Annotated in this window: 13 protein-coding genes; 12 read left to right on the top strand and 1 reads right to left on the bottom strand. The window is 43.1% G+C overall.

The window, feature by feature from the left end; translation table 11 throughout:
• Positions 1-104 precede the first annotated feature (104 nt).
• The 9 genes from acpS (at position 105) to IAE45_RS12005 (ending at position 8,332) form a co-directional block, all read left to right on the top strand.
• Positions 105-470 carry a holo-ACP synthase gene (gene acpS, locus IAE45_RS12045; protein ID WP_077452274.1) on the top strand — a complete coding sequence of 122 codons (366 nt, stop codon included), beginning with the start codon at positions 105-107 and terminating at the stop codon, positions 468-470.
• Positions 471-592: 122 nt separating this feature from the next.
• The gene (alr, locus tag IAE45_RS12040; protein ID WP_086291642.1) at positions 593-1,714 is read left to right on the top strand and encodes an alanine racemase; all 1,122 of its coding nucleotides are present in this window, start codon (positions 593-595) and stop codon (positions 1,712-1,714) included.
• A 9-nt stretch (positions 1,715-1,723) separates the two neighbouring features.
• Positions 1,724-2,095 carry a type II toxin-antitoxin system PemK/MazF family toxin gene (locus IAE45_RS12035; RefSeq protein ID WP_005227961.1) on the top strand — a complete coding sequence of 124 codons (372 nt, stop codon included), beginning with the start codon at positions 1,724-1,726 and terminating at the stop codon, positions 2,093-2,095.
• 7 nt (positions 2,096-2,102) lie between these two features.
• Positions 2,103-2,399 (top strand): hypothetical protein, encoded by a 297-nt coding sequence (locus tag IAE45_RS12030; protein WP_077452272.1) that lies wholly within the window; start codon positions 2,103-2,105, stop codon positions 2,397-2,399.
• A gap of 289 nt (positions 2,400-2,688) precedes the next feature.
• The gene (gene rlmN, locus IAE45_RS12025; protein ID WP_244353136.1) at positions 2,689-3,756 is read left to right on the top strand and encodes a 23S rRNA (adenine(2503)-C(2))-methyltransferase RlmN; all 1,068 of its coding nucleotides are present in this window, start codon (positions 2,689-2,691) and stop codon (positions 3,754-3,756) included.
• A 195-nt stretch (positions 3,757-3,951) separates the two neighbouring features.
• Entirely contained in the window at positions 3,952-4,635 is a 684-nt protein-coding gene (locus IAE45_RS12020; protein ID WP_005233676.1) for a DUF969 domain-containing protein, read from the top strand.
• Positions 4,636-5,556, top strand: a complete 921-nt coding sequence (locus tag IAE45_RS12015) for a DUF979 domain-containing protein (RefSeq protein ID WP_200126444.1) — start codon at positions 4,636-4,638, stop codon at positions 5,554-5,556.
• A gap of 30 nt (positions 5,557-5,586) precedes the next feature.
• Complete coding sequence (pcp, locus tag IAE45_RS12010; RefSeq protein ID WP_077452270.1) at positions 5,587-6,234, top strand: pyroglutamyl-peptidase I; 648 nt, start codon at positions 5,587-5,589, stop codon at positions 6,232-6,234.
• A 436-nt stretch (positions 6,235-6,670) separates the two neighbouring features.
• Positions 6,671-8,332 (top strand): peptide ABC transporter substrate-binding protein, encoded by a 1,662-nt coding sequence (locus IAE45_RS12005; RefSeq protein ID WP_115232830.1) that lies wholly within the window; start codon positions 6,671-6,673, stop codon positions 8,330-8,332.
• 100 nt (positions 8,333-8,432) lie between these two features.
• On the opposite strand, the gene IAE45_RS12000 is transcribed toward IAE45_RS12005, so the two are convergent.
• Positions 8,433-8,768, bottom strand: coding sequence for a DUF3899 domain-containing protein (locus tag IAE45_RS12000; protein ID WP_005227990.1), 336 nt, complete (start codon positions 8,766-8,768; stop codon positions 8,433-8,435).
• 84 nt (positions 8,769-8,852) lie between these two features.
• Here IAE45_RS12000 and opp3b point away from each other — a divergent pair, with 84 nt between their 5' ends.
• From opp3b to IAE45_RS11985, 3 genes are read left to right on the top strand one after another with little or no spacing between them, the layout of a single operon-like run.
• Positions 8,853-9,794: an oligopeptide ABC transporter permease gene (gene opp3b / locus IAE45_RS11995; RefSeq protein WP_005227991.1), complete on the top strand. Its 942-nt coding sequence runs from the start codon at positions 8,853-8,855 to the stop codon at positions 9,792-9,794.
• Positions 9,794-10,837 carry an ABC transporter permease gene (locus IAE45_RS11990; RefSeq protein ID WP_005227994.1) on the top strand — a complete coding sequence of 348 codons (1,044 nt, stop codon included), beginning with the start codon at positions 9,794-9,796 and terminating at the stop codon, positions 10,835-10,837. Before opp3b ends, IAE45_RS11990 begins: the two co-directional genes overlap by 1 nt.
• Entirely contained in the window at positions 10,837-11,889 is a 1,053-nt protein-coding gene (locus IAE45_RS11985; protein WP_216593164.1) for an ABC transporter ATP-binding protein, read from the top strand. Before IAE45_RS11990 ends, IAE45_RS11985 begins: the two co-directional genes overlap by 1 nt.
• Positions 11,890-11,896 lie beyond the last annotated feature (7 nt).

Genomic DNA, 11,896 nt, shown 5'->3' with positions numbered 1-11,896 from the left:
GATTTGAATGGTAATTCGCCATTTTTTTGGTAGAATGGTAACTAGCTAAACAAGGGCCAATTCCAATTTGGAAACCCCTATCTTAAGTAAAGGTAGCGAGAAGGATGATCAAAGGAATCGGGATCGATGCAGTCGAGCTGCCTCGAATGAAAGAATTAATTGAAAAAAAACCGCAGTTTATAACGCGTATTTTAACAGAGAAGGAAGCAAAATTATTTGCCCGTTTGCCCCTGAAACGTCAAGTTGAGTTCCTCGGGGGGCGCTATGCCTGCAAAGAAGCGTTCTCGAAAGCTTGGGGGACAGGGATCGGCAAAGTTTCTTTTCACGATATTGAAGTCTTGACCAATGAATTCGGTGCACCGATCGTCACCAAAGCACCGCACCCTTTAGAAAAAATTTTTGTCAGTATCACTCATACAAACGATACTGCCTTTGCACAAATTATCTTAGAAGTATCGGATAGCGAGTAATCTGAGTGGAAGTCGTCACTTGGTGAAGAAAATTACGATACTTTATGGACGAACAGACGACTACATAAAACCAACTTAATTTGTTTGTCTGATCAAGCATTAGTAGAAAGAAGGAACTGGAAATGGTGGTTGCTTACCATAGACCAACGAAAGCGATTATTGACACAACAGCGATTACCGAAAACATCAAAAACGAGATTGCTCACTTACCAAGTGAGACGTTTCTTTTTGCGGTAGTCAAAGCTAACGGGTACGGACACGGAGCGGTACAAACGGCTCAAGCAGCCAAAGAAGGCGGCGCAGTAGGTTTTTGCGTTGCGACGATTGATGAAGCGATCGAATTGCGAGAAGCAGGGATCAATGAGCCGCTACTGATTTTAGGAGTTGTGAACGTGCATGACATTCCCTTACTTGCGGAATACGATTTTTCTTTTCCAGTCGCTTCGATGGACTGGTTGGTAGAAGCTGATACTTATTTAAAGGAAAATCCTATAAAGACATCCCTTAAAGTACATGTCAAAGTGGATACCGGCATGGGGAGAATCGGCTTTTTGACCCCAGAAGAAGTGCGTCAAGCCGTTCTTTGGTTGGAAGATCATCCCTCTTTTGATTGGGAAGGAATCTTTACCCATTTCTCTACAGCCGATCAAGCTGATACGACTTATTGGGAAACCCAGCACCAGCGATTTAAAGAAGTCTTAACTGTTTTGCCTTATTTGCCGACATATATACATACAGGCAATAGTGCGACCTCCTTGTGGCACAAAGAGGCTGTTGGGAATATGGTCCGTTTTGGGATCGCGATGTATGGATTGAATCCGTCAGGTCATACATTGAAGGAACCATTCTCCTTAAAACCAGCCCTTTCACTTGTTTCTGAACTGATCCAAGTGAAATTACTTGAAAAAGGAGCGGGGATTGGCTATGGTGAGACATATATCACGCCCCGTCAGGAATGGATCGGCACCGTGCCTATCGGTTATGCGGATGGCTGGTTACGAAAAATGCAAGGATTCTCGATCTTAGTAGAAGGCGAACCTTGTGAAATCGTCGGTCGGGTGTGTATGGATCAACTGATGATTCGTTTGCCACGAGCTTTTGCTGTCGGTACAACGGTCACGTTGATTGGTGAGAATCATGGGAAACGAATTACGATGCAGGATGTTGCAGACCAGTTAGAAACGATTCACTATGAAGTAGCGTGCACCCTCTCAGCAAGGGTTCCGCGAGAATATAAAAGTTAGGGTGGTCCTATGGTAAAAAGGGGAGATATTTATTTTGCCGATCTTTCACCAGTCGTTGGATCGGAGCAAGGCGGAATACGGCCGGTCTTGATCATTCAAAATGACTTGGGCAATCACTTCAGTCCCACTGTGATCATTGCGGCGATCACGGCAAAAATGGCGAAGCCGAAATTACCAACCCACATTGGGATTTCCGCTTCTTGCACAGGGATTGGCAAAGACTCCGTCATTTTGATGGAACAGATCCGCACGATCGACAAAAGTCGGTTGAAAGAAAAGGTTTGTCATTTAGACGATAAAGTGATGTGTGAAGTCGATGCTGCTTTGATGATCAGTATTGGTGTGGAGCCGACCTTTGCCACATCAACGATCGAGGTGTAAAACAGCAATGGGGTATTTATTTTTAATAGCAGTTGTCATTTTATTGATTCTCTTTACTTATAAACATATTCGCCGTTTTCTTTCAGAAACCAAAAAGCGCAATGAAACCATGGAACAAGGGTATTACCTTGTGAGTCATACATATGAAGAGAAACGGGAACAGACCTATTATTATGGCGTTTTTCAACAAGGAGACAAAGAACTAATATTAGAAATGTCACTCCAGCTTTATTTACAGCTACAGCCACCGCAACGGGGGATGTTGACCGCAAAAGAAGGCCGAGTCCTTTCTTTTGAAGGGTGATCTTGTCAATAAAGCAACGCTCATGGGGAAAGAGCCGAAATAAGCAGGAAAGAACCGCTCTATTTTGTTCATAGGAGTAGGTTCGGCTCCTGCTTTTTTTGTGCATGTCTTTGTGAGAGTGTTTCTATGGATAAATGAACCGTTAAACGGAATAAAGGAGACCTTTAAAAAAGAGCAATGCAACAAAAAATTGCTGCTGAAAGACTGAGAAGAAGGGACAAGGCACGGTTGCTTTTCACAAAGAATTCAGTTATAGTATGTAGCGACTAGTTTGAAAAGAGGGAAAAAAGTGAACCCATCGATTTATGGACTTACCAAATCAGATTTATCTTTGTGGATAACTGAACAAAATGAAAAGAAATTCCGGGCCAACCAAGTGTGGGAGTGGCTCTATGAAAAACGAGTAACTACCTTTGAAGAAATGACCAATCTACCGAAGCCTTTGATTGAGAAACTGTCGGCAGCCTTTGTGATCAATCCCCTGAAACAGATGGTGGTACAAGAAGCCAGTGACGGGACCGTCAAATATTTATTCCAATTGCCAGACAATCACATGATTGAAACGGTCTTGATGCGTCAAGAATATGGCATGTCCGTTTGTGTGACGACCCAAGTCGGCTGCAACATCGGCTGTACCTTTTGTGCTAGTGGGTTATTAAAGAAACAACGAGACTTAACGGCAGGCGAGATCGTGGCTCAAATCATGTTAGTGCAACACTATTTTGATGAACGCAACGAGGGAGAACGAGTCTCTCACGTAGTCGTCATGGGGATCGGCGAACCTTTTGATAACTATGACAATGTGATGCATTTCTTACAGATTATCAACGACCCGAAAGGCTTAGCGATCGGCGCGCGGCATATTACCGTGTCAACCAGCGGCTTAGCGCATAAAATCAGAGAGTTTGCGGAAAACGGCTTGCAAGTGAACTTGGCCATTTCGCTGCATGCCCCAAATAACGAAGTCAGAACCTCTATGATGCGGATCAATCGGAGCTTCCCAATTGAAAAACTGATGGCAGCGGTCGATTATTATTTAGAAAAAACCAATCGCCGCATCACGTTTGAGTATATCATGCTGGATCATGTCAACGACCGACCGGAACATGCCCGTCAGTTGGCAGCATTATTGAAGGATAAAAAGAAATTGTCTTACGTCAACTTGATTCCTTATAACCCAGTGAGTGAACATGACCAATATGCTCGAAGTAAAAAAGCCGATGTGTTAGCTTTTTATGACATTTTAAAGAAAAACGGCATCAACTGTGTGATTCGTAAAGAACATGGGACAGATATTGACGCAGCTTGCGGACAGCTGCGAAGCAAACAAATGAAAAAAGAAGCCTCTGCTTCTTAAATACGTAAAATAAAAGAAGGACTGCACAAGCGCAGTTCTTCTTTTTGTTTTTTATTATCTAAACATTAAAAAAACGCCTTAAAGAAAGCGTATTCCCGCAAAGAAAATTCAAAAAATATTGTTTTACAAGAAAAAAATAGATTATACTAAAGGCTGGTATTCATTAAAAATAACTTATCGTGAAAGGATGATTTGATGGAATGGATTAAATTAATTGGTATTCTAGTTATTTTAGTCGGCTTTTTGCTGAAGCTAGATACTATTGCTGTCGTAATCGTTGCTGGTTTTGTCACCGCGCTTGTGTCGGGGATTTCTGTTGTTGATTTTTTAACAATGTTAGGAGAAGCGTTTGTCAATAATCGACTCGTGACACTGTTCTTGCTGACGCTACCAATGGTCGGCTTGTCGGAACGTTTTGGCTTGAAACAGCAGGCCGTCATATTGATTGAAAAAATCAAAGGCTTGACACCAGGGAAGTTTTTGAGTTTGTACTTATTTATTCGGGAACTTGCTGGCTTTTTCTCTATTCGGATCCAAGGACATACGCAATTTATCCGCCCAATCGTTAACCCAATGGCGCAAGCTGCTGGGGAAAATAAATTTGGGGAACTGGATGAAAAAGATCAGGAAAAAATCAAAGCTCGGGCTGCCGCTAATGAAAATTTCGGGAATTTCTTTGCGCAAAATACCTTCGTGGCTGCTTCTGGTGTGCTGTTGATCGTAGGAACGTTGCAATCACTTGGATATGATGTGGCAGCTAGTTCAATCGCGCAAGCATCATTGCCGATCGCATTGATCGTCTTAGTTATTGCCACGTTATCGAACTTGCTCTTTGATCGCAAATTAGCAAAAAAATATGGCAAGAAGGAGGAGAAATAGATGGAAGGAATCGTTAACGGATTACTAGAATTCTTTTATATCTTGATTGGGCTGCTGTCGATCATGACGGCTGTCCGGGTTTTTCGTGAAGCAGACCATCCTACACGATTGGGCACCTCTGCCTTTTGGTTACTGCTAGGGGGCGTCTTTGCTTTCGGAAATTTTTTGCCGTATCTTGTGGACGGGATTTTGATCGTTTTGATGGGCTGTTTGACCTTCTTCAAACAAGTGCAGATTGGTAAAATCGTGGACGTTGATGATGAAAAAGCAGAAGCGTCAGCAAAACGGATCGGTAGTACGATCTTCGTACCATGTATCAGCTTAGCATTGATCGCTGTGGTGATTTCTTATACACCATTAGGGGGCCAAGTGGGGATCGGGATCGCATCGATCTTAGCACTCTTGTTGGCAGTCGTGTTGACTTCCGCTAAACCCAAAACAGTGCTGGACGATTCTGATCGGATGCTTCGTCAAGTCGGAACTGCCGGTATCTTGCCACAGTTATTAGCAGCACTAGGTGTCATTTTTAACGCTGCTGGTGTTGGTGACGTGATTTCTCAAGGAATCTCTGGCGTCGTGCCAGAAGGCAATCGTTTTATCGGTGTCGTGGCTTACTGTTTAGGAATGATGATCTTTACTATGATCATGGGAAATGGCTTTGCAGCCTTTACCGTTATAACTGCCGGTATCGGTGTACCTTTCGTGATGGCGCAAGGTGGCGACCCCGTCGTTGCTGGTGCGTTGGCAATGACCGCTGGTTTTTGCGGCACGTTGTTGACCCCGATGGCAGCCAATTTCAATGCACTGCCAGTGGCCTTGTTAGAGATGAAAGACCCTAATGGTGTCATTAAAGCACAAGCTCCAATTGCTTTAATATTGTTAGTGATTCACATCGCTTTAATGTACTTTTGGGCATTTTAGTGGTAAAACAGAGATGGAAGGATGATGGAAATGAAATTATTAATTACCGGATTTGATCCATTTGGCGGAGAAGCAATCAATCCTGCCTTAGAAGCAGTGAAATTACTGCCAGATACAATTCATGGTGCACAGATCGTGAAAGCAGAGATCCCCACTGTATTTGGGAAATCAGCGGCGATCGTCGAAGAGAAAATTGAAGAGATCCACCCAGATGTCGTCTTAAACATCGGTCAAGCGGGCGGCCGGTTTGCCATCTCACCAGAACGAGTGGCAATCAATGTGGATGATGCCCGGATTCCTGATAATGAAGGCAATCAACCCGTCGATGAAGCGATCCAAACAGAAGGAAAGCCTGCCTACTTCACACAACTGCCGATCAAAGCAATGGTAGAAAACATGAAAAAAGCAGGAATACCTGCAGCCGTTTCTAATACTGCTGGAACCTTCGTCTGCAACCACATCATGTATCAAGTACAATACATGATCGATACAAAATACCCGGAAATGAAAGGCGGTTTTATCCACGTGCCGTTTATTCCTCAGCAAGTCGTCGATAAAGCAGGTCAGCCTGCAATGAGCATCGAAGACATCGCCAAAGGATTAACTGCAGCAGTGGAAGCCATCGTTGATTATGCCGACAAAGAAGATTTAAAAGCGATTGGCGGCGCGATCCATTAATCATTGAAGGGCATCCTTTCGCGGAGGCGACAAGTGTCCTTAAAGCGAGAAGACCTGATCCTATGCGATCAGGTCTTTTTTTGGACTGTTTTGATAAAAATCATTGGTGATTGCTGTATATTTACACTTCTATCAGGGGTTTCTCATTTTGACGGATCAAATGAAAAAGAAAGACAGAAAACGAATGTAAGTTACATTTAACCATGTTTTTTTATTATTATTTTTGCTTTATTTCTTATAAATAAAGAAAGGAAAAATAGCATTTAACGAGTGTTTGATGAGAGCAAGGTAAGTAAATACCAAGAAAACTTTCTTCCAAAGGTGTTTTTTATCGAAAAAAGGATTGCTTTTTTAATAATTATTAATTAAAATCTTATCTAACTTCAGAAATCGAATGATTATTCTGAAAATTAATTCAATTAAGGGGTAGGACAGGATGAAAAATAAATGGGCCTATGGTTTAGTAGCTGTGTGTGGCGTGGTGTTAGCCGGCTGTACAACAGGCGGAACAAATAGTTCAAGCAATGACACAGCAACTAGCGGCGATAGCAACGCAGAACAAGTATTTAACGTAGTGGTTTCACAAGAAATGCCAAGTGCGGATCTCTCATTAGCAACCGATACGATCAGCTTCAGTGCATTGAACAATGTATATGAAGGACTTTATCGTTTGGATGCTGACAGTACACCACAACCTGCTGGTGCAGCTGAAGCAGCTGAAGTCAGCGAGGATGGACTGACTTACAAGATCAAATTACGTGAAGATGCGAAATGGTCAAATGGTGACCCTGTTACAGCAGCAGATTACGTCTATGGTTGGCAACGGACAGTCAAACCTGAAACAGCATCAGAATACGCGTATCTATTTTCACCAGTTAAGAACGCAGATGCCATCACAGCAGGCGATACGGATCCATCAGAGCTAGGCATCAAAGCAGTGGGGGATTATGAATTAGAAATCACCCTAGCAAAAGCAACACCTTACTTTGACTACTTATTAGCATTCCCATCCTTCTTCCCACAAAATCAAAAAGTGGTAGAAGAAAATGGCGATCAATATGCGTCAACTAGCGACAATGCTGTCTATAATGGACCGTTTGTCTTGACTGGTTTTGATGGACCAGGAACGGATACGGAATGGGCTTATGAAAAGAACGACCAATATTGGGACAAAGATACTGTTAAATTACAAACGATCAACGTAAGCGTCGTGAAAGAATCCTCAACTGCCTTGAACCTTTTCCAAGATGGACAAGCAGATGATGTCATCCTAACAGGTGAATTAGCGCAACAAATGGCTAACGATGAAGCCTTCGTTTCTCAACCAGAAGCAACGACTTCTTACCTAGAATTGAACCAACGTGATGAAGATTCACCTTTCCGTAACGAAAACTTACGTAAAGCGATCTCTTATGCGATCGACCGTGATGCCTTAGTGACATCGATCTTAGGGGATGGTTCGATTGCTTCAACTGGGTTGGTACCAGAAGGTATGACCTTCAGCCCTGGCGATCATACGGACTTCACGGAAGCAGCTGGCAGTGTCATTGAATACAATGAAGAGCAAGCCAAAGAACATTGGGAAAAAGCCAAAGAAGAATTAGGAATCGATTCATTAGAATTTGATATCTTAGCTTCTGATACAGACTCAACCAAGAAAATCATTGAGTACTTGCAAGATACGATCGAAAAAACATTGGACGGTGTGAAAGTCACGTTAAGTCCAGTACCATTCTCTGTTCGTTTGGATCGTTCAAACGCTGGTGATTTTGATACAGTAATGGGCGGTTGGGGTGCTGACTATGCCGATGCAAGTAGCTTTACTGACTTGTTTACGACAGGCAACTCATACAACCGTGGACAATGGAGCAACGAAGAATACGATGCAGCCGTTGAAGCAGCGGGTACAACCAATGCCAATGACCCTGACAAACGTTGGGAAGACCTAGTCAATGCAGAAAAAATCATTATGAATGAACAAGGTGTCATTCCAGTTTATCAAAAAGCGGAAGCACACTTACGTGCAACAAAAGTCAAAGGTGTTGTTGCTCACGCAGCGGGCGCACAATACGACTACAAGTGGACATCAATCGAATAATCACGAGTAGTTGACTTGAAATGCCGAAGAAAAGGCTGGGACAATTTCTTGTCTCAGCCTTTTGCTTCTCATTTCAATGAGTAAAACTATAAGAATGAAATTAACTAGTAGCAATCATTAAAAAGAGCAATGAAAGGAATAACAAGAAGACACCAGGCCATAACCAAAAGGCGTAGCTCTGTTTGCCGACTTGGGATAATTTCAGATAATCTGTTTTATTTTTGGAAAAAGCTTTCTTCATGGAGTATTGAAAATGGTCAAAGAAACCAGAAGCAAATACCCATAAAAAACCGCCAATGATCAAAAAGAACAGCGCCCACAAGAAAAGGGCATCTGAAAGAGCTGCTATGGAAAATTCATTTTTTATGGCTAACCATCCGCCAGAAATTGCGAGGCATAGGAGGGGTATGAGCCCACTACTTTTTTTTATTTTCATGATCTGACTCCTTTTTAATGATTCGTACTATGTTAATTTACATAATTATTGAATAGAAGTCAAAATACTTAAGGGGGAAACTGCGTGAACAGCTTTTTGAAATATTTATTGAAACGAGTGTTCTACATGGTCTTAACGTTATGGCTGATTGCCACGATCACCTTTTTCTTGATGCAATTTTTGCCAGGAACACCATATACGAATGCTGAAAAATTAAGTCCAGAACAAATTGCCTTGCTAAATGAGCAAGCAGGATTGGACAAACCGATCATTACCCAATATTGGCTTTATCTGACCAATCTACTAAAAGGTGACTTTGGGATCTCTTTCCAATTTAAAAACCAGCCAGTAGCGAATTTACTATCAGGAAGAATCGGACCTTCACTGCAACTAGGGCTACAAGCGATCATCTTTGGTACCTTCTTTGGGATCATTTTAGGAACGATCTCTGCGATGAAGCAAAATACTTGGATCGATACAACGTCTACTTTAGTGGCGATCTTAGGGCGTTCGATCCCTAACTTTGTCTTTGCCGTGTTGCTGCAATACATTTTTGCCATCAAACTAGGGATCTTGCCGATTGCTAAGTGGGAGACCTTTGCCAGCACGATCCTACCGACCGTCGCCTTGGCGATGTCGCCGTTAGCGGATTCCGCCAGGTTTATTCGAACCGAGATGGTGGAAGTGCTGCATAGTGATTATGTCGAGTTGGCACGAGCAAAAGGGTTGAGCCGCTGGGAAATTGCCTTCAAGCATGGTTTGCGGAATAGTTTGATTCCGTTATTGACGCTGTTAGGACCGCTAGCTGTCGGTTTGATGACTGGTTCCCTTGTCGTAGAAAATATTTTTGCGATCCCGGGTATCGGTGAACAGTTCGTAAAATCAATCATGACCAATGACTATCCAACGATCATGGCGGTAACGATCCTTTATTCCGCAATGTTGGTCTTTGTGATTCTTGTTGTTGATATTTTATATGGAATCGTTGATCCGCGGATCCGAGTTTCAGAAGGGAGTCGTGGCTAATGGCAGAGAAACCTTACACAGCAAATGATGTTGCTGCCATCGATGCAGCCAAATTTCAACCGTTACAAAAAAATACCAATGAAGAGCGTGAAGCGATCGCAACCCCTTCATTAACGTTTTTCCAAGATTCATGGCGTCGTTTGAAAAAGAACAAAGCCGCGGTTTTCTCAATCATTTTGTTGCTGATCATTATTGCGATCTCAATCATTACGATTTTTGTCTCGCCACATGATCCAACTGCACAAAATGTGACCTTTACGAATCTGCCGCCGAAAATTCCCGGTATCAACATCAATGGCTTAAACGGCTATGCGATGGTGGGAGGCGAGCTAGTAGATAAGTATGCAGCTGCCAATGTTCCTGACGGGACGTATTTCCTTTTAGGAACGGATGGATTAGGTCGTGACTTATTGAGTCGTTTATTTGTAGGAACACGTATCTCCTTATTGATTGCGTTTATCGCAGCGATGCTAGATATCATCTTTGGTGTAACCTATGGCTTGATCTCTGGTCTTTTAGGTGGACGGATCGATAATGTGATGCAACGTTTCTTAGAGATCTTATCTGGTATTCCCAACTTAGTGGTAATGATCTTGATGCTGGTAGTTTTCGAACCAGGGATCTTCTCGATCGTGGCAGCAATGGCGATCACTAACTGGATTCCAATGGCGCGGATCGTACGGGCCCAAACAATGAAACTAAAAGATCAGGAATTCGTTTTAGCCGCAACGACACTGGGGGAAAGTCGTCTCAAGATTGCGATGAAACACGTATTACCAAATATTTCCAGCGTGATCATCGTACAAATGATGTTCAGTATTCCCTCGGCGATTTTCTTCGAGGCCTTCCTAAGCTTTATCGGGCTAGGACTAAAACCACCTTCAGCATCTTTAGGGATGTTACTAAGCGATGGCTACAAAACCTTCTTGTTCCTGCCTTACCAAATGTGGGTGCCGGCTGTGACCTTGTCTGTGATTATGATTGGGTTCAACTTGCTGGCAGACGGTTTGCGTGATGCCTTTGATCCGAAAATGAAAGAGTGATTGCGATGAAAAAAGTCTTAGAAGTGAAAAACTTAGAAATTTCTTTTGACACCTTTGCTGGGAAAGTCCAAGCGATCCGTGATGTCAGTTTCGATCTATACAAAGGAGAAACCTTGGCGATCGTGGGCGAATCCGGGAGCGGCAAGTCCGTGACAACCCGTAGTATTATGGGGCTGTTAGCCAGCAATGCCAATGTCGATAATGGCCAGATCCTCTTCAATGGGACGGACATTTTGAAAAAATCCGAAAAAGAACTGCAAAAAATCCGTGGCAAGGAAATCGCCATGATTTTCCAAGATCCAATGACTTCACTAGACCCAACGATGCCGATTGGTAAGCAAGTGGCAGAGTCATTGATGAAGCACAACAAAATCAGTAAAAAAGAAGGCTTGCGACAAGCGTTGGAATTACTGAACCTTGTCGGTATCCCGAATGCTGAGAAACGCTTGAAAAATTATCCGCATCAATTTTCCGGTGGTCAGCGGCAGCGGATCGTTATTGCGATCGCGTTGATCTGCTACCCACAGATCTTGATTGCAGATGAACCGACGACTGCATTGGATGTAACGATCCAAGCACAGATCTTAGAGTTATTAAAAGATATTCAGAAGAAAATCAATTCGTCCATCGTCTTTATTACCCATGACTTAGGGGTCGTTGCCAATGTGGCTGACCGAGTAGCCGTGATGTATGGTGGGAAAATCGTCGAAGTGGGGACCGCAGAAGAAATCTTCTACAACCCGCAACATCCGTATACTTGGGGTTTGTTAGGCTCGATGCCGACGTTAGAAGGGACAGGCGATCGGTTGTACGCGATTCCTGGTTCACCACCGGATCTGTTGGACCCGCCAACAGGGGACGCTTTTTATCCACGAAACGAATTTGCTTTGCAGATCGATGCAGAACAGCAACCACCGTTCTTTGATGTTTCACCGACTCACAAAGCAGCAACGTGGCTGTTAGCGCCGCAAGCACCGAAGGTAACTCCGCCGGATGAGATCTTGATTCGCTGGAAAAAATTCCAAGAAAAAAATACTCAGGCATCTGTCTAAAGGAGGA

The sequence above is a fragment of the Enterococcus sp. S53 genome (assembly GCF_016516865.1).
GTDB classification, from domain to species: domain Bacteria; phylum Bacillota; class Bacilli; order Lactobacillales; family Enterococcaceae; genus Enterococcus_D; species Enterococcus_D innesii.
The sequence above is the reverse complement of the archived record's forward strand: the minus strand, read 5'-3'. Positions and strand labels throughout refer to the sequence as shown.

What these genes read in the sequence shown, in the direction of transcription:
- IAE45_RS12015 (WP_200126444.1), top strand. Translation starts at nt 4,636, where the DNA reads ATGGAAGGAATCGTTAACGGATTACTAGAATTCTTTTATATCTTGATT.
- IAE45_RS12035 (WP_005227961.1), top strand. Translation starts at nt 1,724, where the DNA reads ATGGTAAAAAGGGGAGATATTTATTTTGCCGATCTTTCACCAGTCGTT.
- alr (WP_086291642.1), top strand. Translation starts at nt 593, where the DNA reads ATGGTGGTTGCTTACCATAGACCAACGAAAGCGATTATTGACACAACA.
- IAE45_RS12020 (WP_005233676.1), top strand. Translation starts at nt 3,952, where the DNA reads ATGGAATGGATTAAATTAATTGGTATTCTAGTTATTTTAGTCGGCTTT.
- IAE45_RS12000 (WP_005227990.1), bottom strand. Translation starts at nt 8,768, where the DNA reads ATGAAAATAAAAAAAAGTAGTGGGCTCATACCCCTCCTATGCCTCGCA.
- IAE45_RS12005 (WP_115232830.1), top strand. Translation starts at nt 6,671, where the DNA reads ATGAAAAATAAATGGGCCTATGGTTTAGTAGCTGTGTGTGGCGTGGTG.
- acpS (WP_077452274.1), top strand. Translation starts at nt 105, where the DNA reads ATGATCAAAGGAATCGGGATCGATGCAGTCGAGCTGCCTCGAATGAAA.
- IAE45_RS12030 (WP_077452272.1), top strand. Translation starts at nt 2,103, where the DNA reads ATGGGGTATTTATTTTTAATAGCAGTTGTCATTTTATTGATTCTCTTT.
- pcp (WP_077452270.1), top strand. Translation starts at nt 5,587, where the DNA reads ATGAAATTATTAATTACCGGATTTGATCCATTTGGCGGAGAAGCAATC.
- IAE45_RS11990 (WP_005227994.1), top strand. Translation starts at nt 9,794, where the DNA reads ATGGCAGAGAAACCTTACACAGCAAATGATGTTGCTGCCATCGATGCA.